This is a genomic window from Pseudoalteromonas sp. Cn5-37 (assembly GCF_021532495.1).
GTDB lineage: Bacteria > Pseudomonadota > Gammaproteobacteria > Enterobacterales > Alteromonadaceae > Pseudoalteromonas > Pseudoalteromonas simplex.
Genome location: NZ_JAKGBA010000008.1, coordinates 49636 through 67103, shown reverse-complemented (window position 1 = coordinate 67103; position 17468 = coordinate 49636). Strand labels below are relative to the sequence as shown.

14 protein-coding genes and 3 tRNA genes are annotated in these 17468 nt (G+C 39.9%); 5 read left to right on the top strand and 12 right to left on the bottom strand.

Features of this window, described 5'->3' with window-relative positions; genetic code table 11:
• Positions 1 to 367: 367 nt before the first annotated feature.
• The 4 genes from L1266_RS11715 to L1266_RS11700 all read right to left on the bottom strand — a co-directional run bounded on the left by L1266_RS11715 (position 368) and on the right by L1266_RS11700 (position 2767).
• On the bottom strand, positions 368 to 2311 hold the full coding sequence (locus L1266_RS11715) for an EAL domain-containing protein (protein ID WP_054553688.1): 1944 nt from the start codon (positions 2309 to 2311) through the stop codon (positions 368 to 370).
• 185 nt (positions 2312 to 2496) lie between these two features.
• A tRNA-Asn gene (locus tag L1266_RS11710) sits at positions 2497 to 2573 on the bottom strand.
• Between the two features lie 19 nt (positions 2574 to 2592).
• Positions 2593 to 2669 (bottom strand) — tRNA-Asn (locus L1266_RS11705).
• Between the two features lie 21 nt (positions 2670 to 2690).
• Positions 2691 to 2767: transfer RNA gene (locus L1266_RS11700), tRNA-Asn, on the bottom strand.
• A gap of 1064 nt (positions 2768 to 3831) precedes the next feature.
• Between L1266_RS11700 and L1266_RS11695 the strand changes: the two genes are divergently transcribed.
• From L1266_RS11695 to L1266_RS11680, 4 genes are read left to right on the top strand one after another with little or no spacing between them, the layout of a single operon-like run.
• The gene (locus tag L1266_RS11695) at positions 3832 to 5211 is read left to right on the top strand and encodes an MATE family efflux transporter (protein WP_054553687.1); all 1380 of its coding nucleotides are present in this window, start codon (positions 3832 to 3834) and stop codon (positions 5209 to 5211) included.
• Positions 5208 to 7202: an excinuclease ABC subunit UvrB gene (gene uvrB / locus L1266_RS11690; RefSeq protein WP_054553686.1), complete on the top strand. Its 1995-nt coding sequence runs from the start codon at positions 5208 to 5210 to the stop codon at positions 7200 to 7202. The genes L1266_RS11695 and uvrB overlap by 4 nt, the downstream gene beginning before the upstream one ends.
• Before the next feature lie 5 nt (positions 7203 to 7207).
• Positions 7208 to 8137 carry a class I SAM-dependent methyltransferase gene (locus tag L1266_RS11685; RefSeq protein WP_235377614.1) on the top strand — a complete coding sequence of 310 codons (930 nt, stop codon included), beginning with the start codon at positions 7208 to 7210 and terminating at the stop codon, positions 8135 to 8137.
• Positions 8137 to 8793 (top strand): tRNA (adenine(22)-N(1))-methyltransferase, encoded by a 657-nt coding sequence (locus L1266_RS11680; RefSeq protein WP_194442823.1) that lies wholly within the window; start codon positions 8137 to 8139, stop codon positions 8791 to 8793. The genes L1266_RS11685 and L1266_RS11680 overlap by 1 nt, the downstream gene beginning before the upstream one ends.
• 15 nt (positions 8794 to 8808) lie before the next feature.
• Here L1266_RS11680 and L1266_RS11675 read toward each other — a convergent pair whose 3' ends face one another.
• The 8 genes from L1266_RS11675 to dinG all read right to left on the bottom strand — a co-directional run bounded on the left by L1266_RS11675 (position 8809) and on the right by dinG (position 14907).
• The gene (locus tag L1266_RS11675) at positions 8809 to 9051 is read right to left on the bottom strand and encodes a hypothetical protein (protein WP_054553683.1); all 243 of its coding nucleotides are present in this window, start codon (positions 9049 to 9051) and stop codon (positions 8809 to 8811) included.
• A 71-nt stretch (positions 9052 to 9122) separates the two neighbouring features.
• Positions 9123 to 10010: a DMT family transporter gene (locus L1266_RS11670; protein WP_054553682.1), complete on the bottom strand. Its 888-nt coding sequence runs from the start codon at positions 10008 to 10010 to the stop codon at positions 9123 to 9125.
• A 72-nt stretch (positions 10011 to 10082) separates the two neighbouring features.
• The gene (locus L1266_RS11665; protein WP_082389283.1) at positions 10083 to 10241 is read right to left on the bottom strand and encodes a YbaM family protein; all 159 of its coding nucleotides are present in this window, start codon (positions 10239 to 10241) and stop codon (positions 10083 to 10085) included.
• Positions 10238 to 10510 carry a late competence development ComFB family protein gene (locus L1266_RS11660; RefSeq protein WP_138602087.1) on the bottom strand — a complete coding sequence of 91 codons (273 nt, stop codon included), beginning with the start codon at positions 10508 to 10510 and terminating at the stop codon, positions 10238 to 10240. The genes L1266_RS11665 and L1266_RS11660 overlap by 4 nt, the downstream gene beginning before the upstream one ends.
• Before the next feature lie 46 nt (positions 10511 to 10556).
• Complete coding sequence (locus L1266_RS11655) at positions 10557 to 11450, bottom strand: histone deacetylase family protein (RefSeq protein ID WP_194442832.1); 894 nt, start codon at positions 11448 to 11450, stop codon at positions 10557 to 10559.
• Positions 11447 to 12055, bottom strand: a complete 609-nt coding sequence (locus tag L1266_RS11650; protein ID WP_054553679.1) for a primosomal replication protein — start codon at positions 12053 to 12055, stop codon at positions 11447 to 11449. Before L1266_RS11650 ends, L1266_RS11655 begins: the two co-directional genes overlap by 4 nt.
• Positions 12056 to 12832, bottom strand: a complete 777-nt coding sequence (locus L1266_RS11645; protein ID WP_054553678.1) for a TSUP family transporter — start codon at positions 12830 to 12832, stop codon at positions 12056 to 12058.
• Positions 12832 to 14907, bottom strand: coding sequence for an ATP-dependent DNA helicase DinG (gene dinG, locus L1266_RS11640; RefSeq protein WP_194442822.1), 2076 nt, complete (start codon positions 14905 to 14907; stop codon positions 12832 to 12834). The genes L1266_RS11645 and dinG overlap by 1 nt, the downstream gene beginning before the upstream one ends.
• A gap of 150 nt (positions 14908 to 15057) precedes the next feature.
• On the opposite strand from dinG, the gene L1266_RS11635 reads away from it, so the two are divergent.
• Positions 15058 to 17406 (top strand): DNA polymerase II, encoded by a 2349-nt coding sequence (locus L1266_RS11635; RefSeq protein WP_235377577.1) that lies wholly within the window; start codon positions 15058 to 15060, stop codon positions 17404 to 17406.
• The last annotated feature ends 62 nt before the right edge of the window (positions 17407 to 17468 follow it).

Genomic DNA, 17468 nt, shown 5'->3' with positions numbered 1-17468 from the left:
AATAGCTAAAATTAACAAAGCTGTTTACGATTAAAGTGTTAAAGCAAAGTTAATATACCCAATCCACCTCAAGATGCGAGTTTCAGTTGGAATTAAAAGCGATTTAGGCAAGGCATTGATTGCAAATAATAGTGGTTCTATTGTTAAAATCAATAACGCAGTATAAATCGCTTTTAAACCAACCCTTTGGGCGTTTCACAGGCACTTACTCTCATCGTTGTTACTTCTTAAAAGGGACTGCCATTCTTGCAAAGTAACGCCTTGATATTAAGCACCTGTGAAACGCTGAATTCTGCATCTTGAGGTGGCTTGGGTATAGCTGGAATAGGCCCAAAAATAGTAAGGTTTTTTGGGCCTTAAAGAGGGGTTAGATATCTTTAGGCTTTTCGATGTAATAGCCTTGCACACCATCTAAACACAGTGTTTCGATGATGTGTTTTTCTTCTTGGCTTTCGACGCCTTCAGCAAATACACTCACACCAATACGGTGAGCTAGATCCACCATTAAACGCATAAAGTATTGGTTGTTTTTATCTTCTTCAAGGCCGCGGGTGTAGCTTGCGTCCATTTTGATAAAGTCTGGTTTTAAGTCTCTAAAGAATTTAAATGACGTTAAACCCACACCAAAACGCTCTACGGTAATACGTGCACCCACGCGGTGTACCATATCGATAAAGCGTTTACTTGCTTTAATGTTTTGTTGTAATCCAAACTCGCTGACTTCAAATATAAGCTTAGAGGCGATATTGCTGTCTTTAAGTAATCGGCGCTCTAACCAGATCACAAATTGATCATTGTGAGCGCTTGATGCAGTAACATTAATACCAAAGAATTTCTCAGAGAAATTACGCGTTTTAACCTTCTCTAAAGTGGTATCGATAATTAAACGGTCAATTTCCATTGCCATTTCTAGCTTTTCTGCCATTGCAAGAAAAGAGGCCGTTGGCAGCATTTGGTTTTCTGCAGTTTTGAAACGAACTTGGATCTCAGCATAGGCTTTAACACTTTTACCTATTGGCATAATGTTCTGCATAACCAAGTGCACACGTTTCGATTCGATCACTTCGGTAATGACTTTACGCCAGTTTTGGTTACCAAAACCTGCGCTGGCGTTATTAACTAAATCAGTTTCACGCTGTACATGCCATGCATTTGCTTGTTTTGATTGCGCCATGCTCATTGCATTATCAACAATTGATAATAACTCACCAAGCGGCTTACCTTTTTCGTAGCCAACTATACCTGTGTTAGCAACTGAGCTTAATTCTTGGTTTTGCTGATACTGAGTAAAACGCGATTGTAAGTTATCGCCAAAGCGTTCAGCTTCTTTAAGTGGGGTATTAGGCAGTACCACAGCAAAATCAGAACTGTTTAAACGAAAAACCTGACTGCCTGTATAGGTGCCGCTAATATGTTTAATAATATCGGCCACACCTTTTACGTATTCATCACCTTTTTGGTAACCACGTGTTTGGTTTATTGTTTGTAGCTCACTACAACGCACCATAGCAAGTGAACCAAAGGTGCTTTTTTCTGCATTCTCAATATTTTTTTCGTAATACTCTACAAACATATTACGATTGCCAAGGTTAGTGACTACATCTTTATAGGCTTCTTTTTTAATACTTAGCGCATTATTTTGAATATCATCGTGTTTAGTTTGTAAAAAGTGTGACAGACGATTGAACGAAGGAATTAAATCTTTGCTTAGCTTCTTTAATCTTGAAGTGTCCATAGCTTGTTCAATATCGTCGCTTACTTGATTCTGATTTATGTATATATCGACAATATCAGCAACTGTTGTGCTTATTTTTCTGTTTAAGCGACGGAACATACTGTTCATATAAATAATTGGTAATAATGCAATCAATCCAGATATCAAAATGACAATAAACATCGCTTGTTGCAGCAGAGTTGCTAGGTTATGAGCATTGATCGTAAATTCAATTTTTATGTCAGATGTCTGGTTCACTGCAAATTGAGGCCGGATAGAGTTAAATGAATTATTAACTAATTCAGCAAACAAGGGGAGGGGCTGACTAGACTCTATCATTGTAACAACTTTGCCAGTTTGATCGCGGATTACAAATTTAGAAAAAGTACTGCCATCAGAAAGTGCTTGCCTAAGTTTCTCTGGTGCCAGCTGTTCAATAGTTTGTGAGTTTATATAGGCATTAACTACACGCTGTGCTTTTTGCTGGGCATCACTTACTGCACTGTCAAAACTAATTGCAATAAAATATCCGCCTAATAATGCGAATAGTAGCCAAGAAATAAGTTGTACGAATATGAGTTTTTTAAAACCAGCCATGTTTCTTATCTTTTAAAAGCCTAAAAGGAAGGAATCAATTCCTTGATTGATAGGTTTAATAATAGTGAATTCTATTTTATATCAAAGCATATAAATAACTTACACTAGAGTAGTGTATAAGCGCTGGAAAGTCTAATACAATCGGTGAGGCAAAAAAGAGATAAAATTTAATATATTCGTAGAGTTGGCTCCCCCTCCCCGACTCGAACGGGGGACCTGCGGATTAACAGTCCGTCGCTCTAACCAACTGAGCTAAGGGGGAACAATCATATTCATAAACTTGGCTCCCCCTCCCCGACTCGAACGGGGGACCTGCGGATTAACAGTCCGTCGCTCTAACCAACTGAGCTAAGGGGGAATCGTTTATGATTGAAAAACTTGGCTCCCCCTCCCCGACTCGAACGGGGGACCTGCGGATTAACAGTCCGTCGCTCTAACCAACTGAGCTAAGGGGGAAGCGTCATGCCTTTCAACGGGGCGAAATATTAATGACAGCATTGCAAAGTGTCAACATAAAAACTTCATAAATTCAAAAAAGAAGCTTATTCGATGTTTTTATGTTCGATCTGAGCAAAATGTAGCTGAAAAGCGCAGCGTTTTTTGTTTTTTAGAAGACTAGCTATGTCGAAAAGATGACTTTTTTGCATTTTTTTTGAGCAGTAGTACCAAATTGAAAATATAAAAAACCATTCTTTGCTCAGATATTCTCTATTAAAGTGAGGAAATCATCACTTATGCAATAATTTCTTGTGATTGAGAAAATCAAACCTAAGAGTTTTTATTAGGCCATCCTTAGGTGTTATTTTTTTCTTGTATTTTTTTACTACAGATGGCGAATATTCCATCTTTTTTTATGAAGCACATCGACATCATTGTTTGTCGAGGATGACTAAATTTATTTTTAGGTATACATATCAGTTAGTTACTGAATAGTGTGTTGTCGTGTTTTATGTTTCATGCTGGCTTTCCATTAAGGGGAGAGCATTTTTTACACATTCTTTTCTAGAAGCTTACAAAAGGGTCAAAACGGGATACTTCACTATTATTCGTTTTATCAGTTTCAAGCTAGTCTTCAAAGCCTTTATATTTGCGGCTTCTAGAGAGTTATCCACGGTTTCTGTGGATAACTCTGTTTATTAAACTTTAAGAACAGCTATAGTACTAGGATTTTAGGGCGCTCCAGCAATTTCAAGTGTTTAATTAAGTTTTTTTAATTCATTTTAAATCAATGTGTTAGTGTTTTTATCTGAAGCGATGCTGAATTGATAAGTAAATTTATTCGTGACGATGAAATGATGCTATTTATTGTGTAAAAAAACAGCGAATAGTGCCATTTAATTGTAATAAAGCTATTAAATTTGTTTTTATATTGTTTTTTATAAGGGTTAGTGGTTATTTTTATGTCAAAGCGTCAAAAGTTATAGTTTTGTACATCGATTTTGATTCTGTGAATAAAGCATAGCTTGCAAGTGAAGGATGCTTTAAACTTATAGGCTCATATAAAGAGGCCAAGAATTCTTATGAGCGTGAAACCGCAGAGCAAAACTAAACCTGATCTTTTAAACTCCCCAATTCTGCCGACCTTAAAAAAAATGACCATTCCTATGATTTTCGGAATGATCACTCTTATGATGTTTAATTTAGTCGATACCTTCTTCATCAGTTTGTTAGGCACCGAGCCATTAGCCGCAGTAAGTTTTACTTTTCCAGTTACCTTTACTGTAATTAGTTTAGCAATCGGATTAGGGATAGGTACCTCCGCAGTTATTGCTAAAGCACTCGGAAGTGATAATTTAGATGAAGCTCGTTTTGATGCCAGTATGTCATTACTGGTGTCGGTTGTAATGGTGTTTTGCCTTTCTGCCTTAGGTTATTTGTATATTGAGCCTATCTTTAAATTATTAGGGGCAGGTGAGCAAGTCTTGCCACTTATTCATGACTACATGAGCGTGTGGTTCATCGGCAGTGTATTTTTAATTACCCCTATGGTTGGCAATTCAGTGCTTAGAGCCAGCGGCGACACCAAAACGCCAAGTATTGTTATGGGTGGAGCGGGGCTGATAAATGCTATTTTAGATCCGGTACTAATTTTTGGTTTTGGGCCAATTCCAGCTTTAGGTATACAAGGGGCTGCTATTGCGAGTGTTATTGCTTGGGCTGTTGCAGTAATTATTATTTTATATATTCTGGCAATTAAGAACGGTTTGTTGAGCCTGCATGCTGGTCAGCAAACAGCAGTTAGTTCAGTGCGTAAAATTCTTAAAATAGGTTTACCGGCGGCAGGCGCAAATATGTTGACGCCAATAGCGATGGCGGTCATGACGGCATTAGTAGCTAAGCATGGCCCTGAGGCGGTTGCAGCGTTTGGTGTAGGCAGTCGCATTGAATCTATCGCAAGCCTTGTGGTGCTTGCTTTATCAATGACCTTACCACCATTTGTAAGTCAAAACTTTGGGGCAGGTAAGTTTGAACGTGTTAAAGAAGCTTACTCAAAAACCTTGAAATTCGTGATGATTTGGCAGTTCGCTATTTATATTTTACTGCTGTTAACCTCTGGCTTTATCGCGGATGTATTTGGTAAAGAGCAAGCGGTGATGGATGTGATTAAGTTATTCATTTATATCTTACCACTGAGTTATGGCCTGCAGGGGGTGATTATTTTATCTAACTCTTCATTTAATGCCTTGCATAAACCAATGAATGCCCTGATTTTAAGTGTGGTACGTCTGTTTGTTTTTTATGTACCTTTTGCTTATATAGGCAGCGAAATTGCAGGTTTAACTGGTTTATTTATTGGTGCCGCGATTGGTAACTTATTTACTGCAATGGTTGCCTATAAATGGTTTATCAAAGAAGTTGATGGGTTAAGTGAGTCATATATGAAGGAGTGTCATTCATGAGCGACCATTTCCAACTAGTTTCTAAGTTTCAGCCAAGTGGTGACCAACCAACGGCCATTGCACAGTTAAAAGATGGCCTAGAGGCTGGGCTTGCACATCAAACATTATTAGGGGCTACAGGAACGGGTAAAACCTTCACCATGGCCAATATCATTAATGATTTGAATCGGCCAACCATTATTATGGCACACAACAAAACACTCGCTGCACAGCTTTACGGTGAAATGAAAGAGTTTTTCCCTCATAATGCGGTTGAGTATTTTGTATCTTATTATGATTATTACCAGCCAGAAGCCTACGTTGTTGCCAGCGATACCTTTATTGAAAAAGACGCGTCTATTAATGAGCACATTGAACAAATGCGTTTAAGTGCCACCAAAGCGCTGCTTGAACGACGTGATACCATTATTGTGGCTTCGGTGTCTGCTATTTATGGTTTGGGCGACCCTGACTCATACATGAAGATGATGCTTTTACTAAAAGTAGGTGAAACCGTCGATCAGCGCGATATGCTGCGTCGGCTTGCTGAATTGCAATATACACGCAATGATATTGAATTTAGCCGCGGTACTTATCGCGTACGTGGCGAAGTGGTCGATATATTTCCTGCTGAATCGGATACTTACGCTGTGCGTGTGGAGATGTTTGACGATGAAATTGAGCGCTTAAGTATTTTTGACCCGCTTACAGGAGCAGTTGAAAAGCATATTGTACGTGCGACTATTTATCCAAAAACCCACTATGTAACACCCCGTGAAAAAATTCTTGATGCCATTGATAAAATTAAAGATGAGCTTAAAGACCGCCGAGCTCAGTTACTCAGTGCCAACAAACTTGTGGAAGAGCAACGTATTGCTCAGCGCACCCAGTACGATATTGAAATGATGACCGAGCTTGGTTATTGCTCTGGCATCGAAAACTATTCGCGATACTTATCTGGCAGAACACCGGGCGATCCACCGCCGACATTATTAGATTACTTACCTGATGATGCGTTGATGATTATTGATGAATCACACGTTACTGTGTCGCAAATTGGTGCTATGTATAAAGGCGATAGAAGCCGTAAAGAAAATCTTGTTGAGTATGGCTTTCGCTTGCCATCAGCGTTAGATAACCGCCCATTACGCTTTGAAGAATTTGAAGCCATTGCGCCGCAAACTATTTATGTGTCGGCAACCCCTGGTGACTTTGAGCTTGAGCGCTCATCAGGGGAGGTTGCAGAGCAGGTCATTCGTCCAACCGGGCTTATTGACCCAGAAATTGAAGTACGCCCTGTGGGCACCCAGGTTGATGATTTGCTATCAGAAATATATAAACGAGTTGAAGTGAACGAACGGGTACTTGTGACCACGTTAACTAAGCGTATGGCAGAAGATTTAACTGACTATCTCAACGACCATGACGTAAAAGTGCGCTATTTGCACTCAGACATCGACACTGTTGAACGGGTTGAAATTATCCGTGATTTACGTGCTGGCGTATTTGATGTGTTAGTGGGCATTAACTTATTGCGAGAAGGTCTCGACATGCCAGAAGTTTCACTGGTGGCGATACTTGATGCCGATAAAGAAGGTTTCTTACGTTCGACTCGTTCACTTATTCAAACCATAGGGCGTGCTGCGCGTCACTTAAATGGTAAAGCAATTCTGTATGGCGACCGCATCACTAATTCAATGCGACAAGCCATTGATGAAACAGACCGCCGCCGTGAAAAACAACAAGCTTATAACCTTGAACATGGTATTGAGCCACAAGCACTGGTTAAAAGTATTACCGACATTATGGATGTGGGCGAAGAAGCAAGCCCGAAAGACAACCTTAAGTTAGTGCGTAAAGAGTCTAAACAAGTGCTCAGCGCGAAAGATATTGCCAGCCAAATCAAAGCTCTTGAAGCGAAAATGCATGCTTATGCTAGCGATCTTGAGTTTGAAAAAGCGGCGTCTGTGCGTGATGAAATTCACGAATTACAACAACAGTTAATTAACTAAAGATGATGACAAACGATTTTTCTGCCATTTTAAATGCTTTAGCAGAGGCGCCACTTGCTGCTAATGAATTATGTCGTGTATTCCATGGCCGTGGTCACTCAGTCGCTGAGCTGAGCCACATAAACTTAGACTTTTATCCGCCAGCACTCTTTTTAGTTTCATATCAAGAAATAGATGAACAAGTACTTGCGCAATTAACTGATGCCCTGTGGCAATGGGCGCAAGAGAATGCGCCAGCGCTTGTCGGTGCATTGGTTTACCAACAACGTAGCGGCATTAACACCCGCAACGCGCTTATGCATGGTGAATTACCCGAAGAGCACCATGTTAGTGAAAATGGTATTAAGTTTAAAGTCGATTTATTGAGTCGCCAAAATACTGGGATTTTCCCTGATATGCGCCGTGGCCGGGAGTTTGTTCAAGCTAATAGTAAAAATGCAAAAGTGCTCAACTTATTTTCATACACGTGTGGCTTCTCTGTTGCAGCAATGCAGGGGGGGGCAGACCAAGTTATTAATATGGACATGAATAAAGGGGTGCTGCGAACAGGTAAACAAAATCATCAGCTAAATGGTTTTGATCAAGGTGTGAGTTATTTCCCGCACGATATTCTAAAATCATTCGGTAAGCTTAAAAAATCAGCACCGTATGAATTGATCATCGTAGACCCGCCGAGTTTTCAAAAAGGCAGTTTTATATTGACCAAGGATTATCAAAAAATCCTACGTCGTTTACCTGAGCTGCTAAATGAAAACACCCAGTTGTTACTGTGTGCAAATAGCCCTGAGCTATCTGAGCAGGCGTTTAAAGATCTCATTAGCGATCATACCCAAGGGGCAATTAGTTTTGTTGAGCGACTAGCTCCTACTGATGGCTTTATTGAGGTTGACAGTGATCGCAGCTTAAAAGCGTTAGTCTATAAAACAGCAAACTAATGGCACTGAGTAAACGACTTTCAGCCATTGTTGATGTGGTTGATTCTGGGTATGACGAAATCTGGGATTGTTGCTGCGATCACGGTTTGTTAGGGATTGAGCTATTACAGCAAAATAAAGCCCAGCTTATACATTTCGTTGATATTGTGCCTGAGCTGATGCAGGTACTAAGTGATAAACTCGAACGTTTTGCCACAAGTGAGCAACGCGGCCGTTGGCAGGTACATTGCCAAGATGTGGCAATGATTTCACCAGATCCTAAAAAGCGTCACCTTGTTATTATTGCGGGGGTGGGAGGTGAGTTGTTAGTGCGATTTTTAGCGCGGATTGTTAGTCAACAGCCAAATACGCATATCGACTTTATTGTTTGCCCTGTACATCACAGTTATCAAGTTCGCAGCTATTTGCAGACACTGCCATTGGGGCTCGTATCTGAGCAGTTGGTGTGTGAAAACAAACGATTTTATGAAGTTATTGCCATGAGTGCGTCTGCTTCGCAGTCGATCACTCGAGTTGGCCAGCAAATGTGGCAGCTAACAAGTAAAGAGCACCAAGCTTATCTAAAGCAGTTATGTGCTCATTACCAACGTATGTTAAATCAAGACGCCGATTACTATCAGCCTGTGCTTGAACAATACAGTGCATTATTAACTTAATAAGAGCTAACTTAATTAGAGTTTATTAATTTCTTGTTTTACGCTGTAGCTTGAATCAGTAACAATGGCTTCGAGCGTTTGCACACGCTCTTTTAGCTCTACAAGCTCTTTTGTTACTGCAGCGACATGTTCGTTCGCTTCTTTGCTGTCTTTTAATGTTCGAGATTTAAACTCTAAATGTTTTTTATACATATCATAAATCACACCTGAACCCACAGAAATCAAGACAATCAATACCACCATGGTTGTCCCTGACATAGCACTCTCCTTATTATTTAAAAATTATGTATAGATTATAGCCTGATTTTTTAATTGCAAAGGTGATTCTGTTACAAGGTGTTTCGTTTTAAAAATGGCTTGATACGAATAAAGCCGGTGACCAGCATGGTACCCGCGATAACACACAATGCGCCAACCAAGGTATTAGGTCCAATTTGCTCATCTAAAATTAAATTGCCCCAAACAATGCCAAATAATGGAATTAAAAAGGTAACAGTCAACGCAGAGGTTGGGCCAATGTCATCAATCAAACGGAAAAACAGGATATATGCCACCGCAGTACATAGCACACCGAGTGCCACCACACCAAGCATCACCTCATTACTTGGAATTTCTCTGGCAGGAATAACAAAAATAAGTGGTAGAACCATAATACTTGCCGCCCACATACTGCCATGGGCATTATCGAAAGCAGATAACTTAGGTGCATGTTTTGTGTAATGAGATGCAATGGCATAGCTGAGCGAGGCACACAATGCAGCTACAATTGCTGTGATTGCTTGCGTGTCGATAATCAGGCTATTTTGCCCTACTAAAATGGCTACGCCCGTTAAACCTAATAGCAAGCCAAGTAACATACTTTTGGTGGGTTTCGTTTTACTCCATACAATACCAACGATGGCACCCCAAATAGGGGTCGTTGAATTTAATATGGATAAGGTTGAGGCATTAATTGTTTGCGCTGCATAGGCAAACAATAAAAAGGGAAGGGCGGAATTAAGTGCGCCAATAATGAAAAAATGCTTTTTGTGGGTCGTGAAAGCGAGTTGCTTTCGTAAGTACATCGCAAAAATAAACAGTGTAATTGCAGCAAAGCCAACTCTTAACTCAATTAATACTGCAGGGCCTAAGCTATTCGCTGCCATGCGCATAAATAAGAAGGAAGCGCCCCAAATAGCAGCAAGGATGAATAAGCGTAATAAACTTGGCAATGACATGGTTTTACATTCTTGAATTATAAAACCTGAGCATAACAAATTTCTGCTCTAATACTCGCCATTTTCGGACTATTAATCGGTTGATTTTGGAAGTTTCTTTTCGAAATCAGACTTAACGATTTCTAAAGCTGCTAATACATCTTCGGCGGGGACATCGTTTTGCTCTAATAGCATAATAAGGTCAACAGCAATTTTAATATAGTTAGGCGCACCTTCTAACTCACTGCTCATTTTTGCAATTCCTTTTTCTTAGCGACTTGGCTGATCGCTACATCAATAGCTGTTTGCACTTGTTGCTCCATTCTAATACGTTCTTTTTGCGGTAAATAAAATTCCATATCGACATCGTAGCGAATGTAACGAGCAGGCAGTTGATTTAATACTGTGCAGCATAAATCTGCCATAACATCATCACTATAGGTCGCTTCTAAGTTTCGTTTTGAGATGTCTTCGACAACCAATTTTTCATAGTAATTATGAATGTCGTCATGCAATTTCATACAAAGTTAGCCTTATTTAAAAGTCACTTTTAGTGTATACCAAGCTTTAAAATAAATCGACAGCTGCCCTATAAAGCTGGCTATGAACTTCAACCAAACGGCTTACATTTCGTTGGTAGCCACCGCCCATGGCTGAAAACACTGGGATTTTTGCTTCCTTGGCTTGGTTTAATACAAAATGGTCACGCTGATACACGCCTTCTAAACTCACTTGAAAGTGTCCTAATTCGTCATCTGTTGCGATGTCTGCGCCGGCGTTATACAAAATGATATCTGGCTGGTGGAGTCTAATTGTTAAGGCTAAAGCTTGTTTGACTGTTTCTAGGTATTCATCATCTGTAGTGCCATGCTCTAACGCAAAATCGTAGTTTGATTGCTGTTTAATACGCGGGAAGTTTTGCTGACAATGAATTGAGCAGCTAATGATCTGGGGATGTGCTTGTGTAACTTCGGCTGTGCCATCCCCTTGGTGGACGTCACAGTCAAAAATTAATACGGTGTCGGCTTGCTCGGTATTAATTAAGTGTGCTGCGGCTATCGCTAAGTCATTAAAAATACAAAAACCACTACCATAGCTCGTAAAAGCATGATGATAACCACCACTTAGGTTAAAAGCAGCACCCTGTTGCAAAGCAAACTCAGCGCCTTGAATACTTGCGCCAACAGAGTAAAGTGTTCGCTCAACCAACTCAGTGGACCAAGGAAAGCCCATTTTTTTAATTGCTTTGCTATCAAGGCTACCAGTTAAAAAAGCGTCGATATACTCGGGGTTATGGCACAGAGCAAGCTGCGCTCTAGTGGCTTGTTGTGGGGTAATAAAATGCTGCTCATCAATAAAGTTGCTAACAAGCTGTTTTAACATGCGGTATTTATCAATGGGAAAGCGGTGACGCTCGGGTAAAGTTAACGCTGAATAATTTGGATGATAGTAAAACATTATCTCAGCTGTTGCTTTTCGACTTGCTGAATTTTGTCTTCAGTGGCTGAAATAGCCTTTCGACAACGGCCAAGTCTTGCATGTAAAGCTAATATTTCTTTATTAATTTCGGTTGCTTGCTGTGCATTTGCAGCGTCGAGCTTAAGTTTTCGCTCTTCGATCATCAAAACTAAGCGGCGTTCAAACTCATGGGTTTGTTTTAGTTCGTCATACAGTTCATGGGATGACTGCATGATTTTTTTTACTGCTTGCTTATAAACTTGTGGCTTAGCTTTCGGCTTAAAGCTGTATTTATTTTCTTTAGCCCATACTGGGGTTGATTTGATTACATTGAATACCGCTTCGACTTGAATGGCAATACGCTCAAGCGCATATTGATAAGCATGGCGATGCTCAGCTGGCGGCAGGCTGTTAAGCTCATCTTCGATTTCGGTTACATAGTCAGCCAGCATCATACTTTTCGTACTAAACACGGCTTTATCAAACAAACTTGGCTGGGCTTGCATATAGCGATTTTTAGCAAATAAATTACCCTTATCAAATTGTGTGGCTAATTGTTTGAGTCTTTCAATTTGTGAACGTAGTTTATCAAAAGCAGTCGATTGCATTTATAAATAAGCCTCATAGATTAACTTTAATGCTAACACTATAACCACAGTGTTAAACACTGGGCGGATCATTTTACTACCAAACTTTATTGCAGAATGTGCTCCTAACCATGCTCCAAGCATCAAGAAAAAACCCATTGTGATACCAAGTAGAAAGTTTACATGGCCAAGTGCAACGAAAGTGATCAATGAAATAAAGTTTGAAACAAAATTCATTGAGCGGGCAAGACCACAGTTAAGCAATAAGCTCATTTTATATAAAAGGCTATTTGATGCGGTCCAAAATGTGCCAGTGCCGGGGCCTGCTAAACCATCAAAAAACCCAAGTCCAAGCCCTTGCAGCCACTGTTTAACTTTAGTTTTACTATCAAGCTCTGGTAACTCGTTATGCTCAGTTGTACTTAAACTGCCAAATAAGCTGTAACAAGCGACTAAAATAATCACCACCGGTAGTAATTTATTTAAAAATTCAATACTTAAGTAATCTACCACTAAAGTACCTACGAGCGCCCCAATGGCTGTTGCTAAAATGGACGCAGCCCAAAACCGTGGGTTGAACAACTTTTTACGAAAATACGTTACGCTGGCTGTCAATGAACCAAAACTTGCTGCAAGTTTATTGGTACCTAATGTGAGGTGAGGCGGCAAACCTGCGGTTAATAGTGCAGGTACCGTTAACATGCCACCGCCGCCTGCAATTGCGTCAATAAAGCCGGCTGCTAGTGCAACTGCACATAATAGTGCCCAGGTTGTTGGGTCTAAAGCTAATTCAAACATTAATAATCAATTTGTCTTTTAAAAGGTGGCAAGGTATCGAGCATGGCTTTGCCATATCGCTTGGTCACTAGTCGGCGATCAAGGATAGTAATGCGACCCTGATCATTTTCTTTGCGCAGCAGTCTACCACAGCTTTGTACTAATTTCTTTGCCGCATCAGGTACGGTTATCGAAAGAAACGGGTTGCCACCTTTACTTTGCACAAACTCGGCCTGCGCTTCTTCTATTGGTGAGGTAGGCACCGCAAATGGAATTTTTGTAATTACTAGGTTTTCTAAGTATTTACCTGGTAAATCAAGACCCTCAGATAAACTTTGAGTGCCAAATAAATAGCTAGCACGGCCTAAATCCACATTGGCTTTATGTTTTTTAAGCAGGGCTTCACGAGACATTTCTCCTTGCACTAAGACCTCAATTCCTTTGCTACGTAATGCTTTAACAACATGATCCATCTGCCAATAAGAGGCAAATAACACTAAATTTGCTTTTTTATCATCAAGGAATTTGGGCAATTGCTCAGCTAAGTGATCACTAAACGCTTTATCGGTTGGCTCAATATGACTTGCAGGAATATGCAGCGTCGCTTGTTTAGGGTAATCAAATGGAGAAGGGACTTTTATGTATTTTACGCCTTCTTCTTTGGCAAGACCGCATTCATAAGCAAAGTGATCAAATGAACCCAATGCAGTTAAGGTGGCTGAACAAAGCACGGCACCTGCACATTGATTCCATAATTTATCTTTAAGGTAATAGCCAACTTCAATAGGGCAATCACTAAGTAAATGGTCGTGATGGTTCTTATATTCTAAGCGTTTGATCCAGCGCGCATGGGGAATACCTTCGCCTTTTGTGGCGTAACTAAACCACAGCTTGTTTAATAACTCTAGACGATTAATGTACTGACCACTTTCAGCCAGGATTGGATCGGCCACATAAGGTTTTATATCGCCATCACTTACGTCTTGCACTAAGGTATCGTGCATCTTGTTGAGTGCTCTTAGGGCATCAAGGGTGGCATCGCTAATATCTTTTGCTTTGGCATGTAAAGATGCTGGGATTTCACCATGTTCAAAACGATAGGTGTCATCACTGTTATAATTAAAGTCTGCGTTATCAAGAATATCACGCACTACTTTTAAGTTTTTACCGGCATCATTGATACTGTCACTGAGCTTAAAATTTTGCCCAATCGCTTTTTGACCTACGAGCACATTGGCCATTTTGCCGGCAAATTTAACCAGCTTGTCGAGCCAGTCTATGGTGCCTTTAATGGTTGCTGCGGCAGAAGAGAAGTCGCGGGTGATGTGCGCTAAATGGTGTGCTTCATCGATAACATAAATCGTATCGTCAGGTTCTGGTAGAATCTTACCGCCACCTAAATCAAGATCAGCCAGTAATAGAGAATGGTTGATCACTAGCACATCCATTTGCATCAGACGCTGACGTGCCATATGAAAAGGGCAGAGCTGATGAGCGCGCATTTGTCGTTGGCATGAATGCTTATCACAAGCAATTAAATTCCACACTTTATCAGGAATTGTATCAGCCCAGCTATCGCGGTCGCCTTGCCATTGCTTTTTTGAATAAGCATCATAAAGTTGCTTTAAGCATTTGGTTTCCATATCTGAAAGGGGCGATGATAGGGTCGGCATAAACTCCATTTGCGTTTGACTGTCACCATTGACGGCGGCACTCAGTTTTTGTGCACAAATATAACGCTGTCGACCTTTCACTAAATCAAACTTGATGTCGAGGCCAGAGTGCTCTTTAAAAAAAGGCAGCTCCTTACTAATTAACTGTTCTTGTAGAGCAACGGTTGCCGTCGAAATCACTAATTTCTTTTTCTTGGCCATCGCTAAGGGCAATGCCCCTAAACAATACGCTAACGATTTTCCGGTCCCGGTGCCTGCTTCAATTACACAAATTCGTTGGCTCTTGTGATATTCGCCAGCCAATGTTTTTGCTATCTCGGCAACTAAATAGTTTTGACTGCTTCGAGGGCGGTAATCGGTGAGGTTATCAGCAACATGCTTATGAATTTGCCGAATTGTTTTTTTTAAAGAGTCAGAAAGCATGCCCAGAAAACCTAAAGTATGTATATAATTACAGTAATGAATTTTAGAGATTTAACTGGGCAACTACAAGCGACTTGTTACTTTAATTAGTTAATCAACTTAGCTTTGCTTAACTGATATGCCTAAATTATATTAAAAAGGTTTAATTACATGCAGTTAGCCTCCGGCTTTATTCTCTCCACGCAATGCTACGATAGTGCTAAGGGTATTTCGATTGTGGTTTGGATTTTATCTAAGCAAGGGCCAGTTAAATTAATAAGCACACCACAAAAAGCAGTGTTCTTTATTAATGAATCACAAATAGACGCTGCGAATAGAGTATTTTCAGAGCATGGTATTTTTTGTGAAATGAAACCTGTGGCACTGAAGAGCTTTATGCAGGAACAAGTTGTTTCTTGTTATTTTTCTTCTTTAAAGCACTATTACAATGCTGCGAAACGACTCAAAGCACAGCATATAAAAGTATATGAAGATGATATTCGTCCTATAGATAGATTTTTAATGGAACGTTTCATTAAAGGGGCAGTTTGGGCTCAAGGAAGACAAATAAAAAGCCACCCATATCCTGTTTTAACGGATACTAAGTTCAAAAAAAATAGCGATTTTACACCGCAGTTTTCAAGTTTGTCACTCGATATAGAATGTAATGGTGAAGGAGTGCTATTTTCAATAGGTCTAGTTGGGGCAAATATAGATACCGTATTGATGATAGGCCAGCCACAAGATACCAGTGAACTTGAATTTAATCTTCATTGGTGTGTAGATGAAATTGATTTACTCAATCAGCTTTGTATACATATTGAAACTGTGGACCCTGATGTGATTATTGGCTGGAATGTGATTGAGTTTGACTTCAGCGTGTTACATGCCCGTGCAGAAGCACTCGGTGTCGAATTGCCGCTTGGCCGCAATAAAGAAAAAATGCAGCTGCGGCAAGGTAATTTTACCCGTCTTACAATACCAGGACGCGTAGTTGTTGATGGTATTGATACCTTAAAAAACGCTACTTATCATTACGATAGTTTTAGTCTTGCCAATGTAGCGAGTATTGAGCTTGGCGAAGAGAAGCTAATAAATACAGATAATCGTCTTGAAGAAATTATTCGCCAGTTTAATGAAGACAAACTGTCTCTTGCTAACTACAACAGGCAAGATTGTATTTTAGTGATGAGGATCTTTGAGAAACTTAAGTTACTTGATTTTGCAGTTGTAAGAAGCCAGCTTACAGGGCTTGAATTAGAACGAATGGGCGGCTCAGTTGCAGCCTTCACTAACCTTTATCTGCCGTTACTGCATAGAAGTGGCTATGTAGCCCCTAATTTAGGCGATCATGGCTTAAGTTTTGATAGCCCTGGTGGTTATGTCATGTCATCGCAGCCTGGCCTATATAAGAATATTTTGGTGCTTGATTACAAAAGTCTCTATCCGTCAATAATGCGAACATTTTGCATAGACCCTCTCGGTCTTATTGAAGGTTTAAAAAGTCCAGATAATGCAATCGAAGGATTTAATCAGGCGCACTTTTCACGCACTGCGCATCATTTACCTGAGCTTATTCGTGAGCTGTCAGTGACCAGACAAATAGCAAAAGACAAAAAACAACCTATGCTCTCTCAAGCAATCAAAATCATCATGAATAGTTTATATGGTGTACTTGGCTCGAAAGGTTGTCGCTTTTATGACCCGCGATTGTCGAGTTCAATTACTTTGCGCGGCCATGAAATTATGCAAACAACCAAGCAATGGATTGAAGAGTGGGGTTATGAAGTCATTTATGGTGATACAGATTCGACTTTTGTTAAGCTTGATGATGATCTAAATTCACTAAACTGTAATGAAATTGGTACGGTACTGGCAAGAAAAATTAACAAACGCTGGCAGCGTGTATTACAGCAAGATTATAGAATAGACAGTTTCTTAGAGATCGAGTACGAAACCCATTATAGCCCATTTTTTATGCCCACAATTAGAGGAAAAACAACAGGGTCTAAAAAGCGCTATGTAGGAAAAGTCGAAAAAGATGGCACCTCAAAATTAGTCTTCAAAGGTATGGAAACCGTTAGGAGTGATTGGACAGAGCTTGCCCACAAGTTTCAAATAGAATTATTTGAGATTTTATTCTCCGAAAATTACAGTCAAGAATTAATAATACAAGCCTTTGATAGGTACGTTAAAAAACTCTATGCGGGAGAGTTTGACTCATTACTCGTGTATCGCAAACGATTAGGCCGGCACCTAGCTGATTATCAAAAAAACATCCCTCCTCATGCAAAAGCAGCTAAGCAGTATTTAGCTGAAAACCCACATTTTGCATTTCAGCGTGGTCAAATAATTGAATATGTTTATACAACTCAGGGTGTCGAGTACTACATGGGTAAACATAATTATGACTATTTAGTTTATGTCAATAAGCAGTTATTACCAATTGTGAGGGTAATTGTTAATGATTTAGTTTGTAACAATCCCTTTCAGCCCAATGGTCAGATAATTCTCATTTGATATTCTTTTTGTATCTCCTTCCTTAACCTCATGTTTATGTTGTAGTTGTTTCAGTTTAACAA

Excerpts from the sequence above, each read along its gene's own strand:
- L1266_RS11715 (WP_054553688.1), bottom strand. The coding sequence starts at position 2,311 with ATGGCTGGTTTTAAAAAACTCATATTCGTACAACTTATTTCTTGGCTA.
- L1266_RS11695 (WP_054553687.1), top strand. The coding sequence starts at position 3,832 with ATGAGCGTGAAACCGCAGAGCAAAACTAAACCTGATCTTTTAAACTCC.
- uvrB (WP_054553686.1), top strand. The coding sequence starts at position 5,208 with ATGAGCGACCATTTCCAACTAGTTTCTAAGTTTCAGCCAAGTGGTGAC.
- L1266_RS11685 (WP_235377614.1), top strand. The coding sequence starts at position 7,208 with ATGACAAACGATTTTTCTGCCATTTTAAATGCTTTAGCAGAGGCGCCA.
- L1266_RS11680 (WP_194442823.1), top strand. The coding sequence starts at position 8,137 with ATGGCACTGAGTAAACGACTTTCAGCCATTGTTGATGTGGTTGATTCT.
- L1266_RS11675 (WP_054553683.1), bottom strand. The coding sequence starts at position 9,051 with ATGTCAGGGACAACCATGGTGGTATTGATTGTCTTGATTTCTGTGGGT.
- L1266_RS11670 (WP_054553682.1), bottom strand. The coding sequence starts at position 10,010 with ATGTCATTGCCAAGTTTATTACGCTTATTCATCCTTGCTGCTATTTGG.
- L1266_RS11665 (WP_082389283.1), bottom strand. The coding sequence starts at position 10,241 with ATGAGCAGTGAGTTAGAAGGTGCGCCTAACTATATTAAAATTGCTGTT.
- L1266_RS11660 (WP_138602087.1), bottom strand. The coding sequence starts at position 10,510 with ATGAAATTGCATGACGACATTCATAATTACTATGAAAAATTGGTTGTC.
- L1266_RS11650 (WP_054553679.1), bottom strand. The coding sequence starts at position 12,055 with ATGCAATCGACTGCTTTTGATAAACTACGTTCACAAATTGAAAGACTC.
- L1266_RS11645 (WP_054553678.1), bottom strand. The coding sequence starts at position 12,832 with ATGTTTGAATTAGCTTTAGACCCAACAACCTGGGCACTATTATGTGCA.
- dinG (WP_194442822.1), bottom strand. The coding sequence starts at position 14,907 with ATGCTTTCTGACTCTTTAAAAAAAACAATTCGGCAAATTCATAAGCAT.
- L1266_RS11635 (WP_235377577.1), top strand. The coding sequence starts at position 15,058 with ATGCAGTTAGCCTCCGGCTTTATTCTCTCCACGCAATGCTACGATAGT.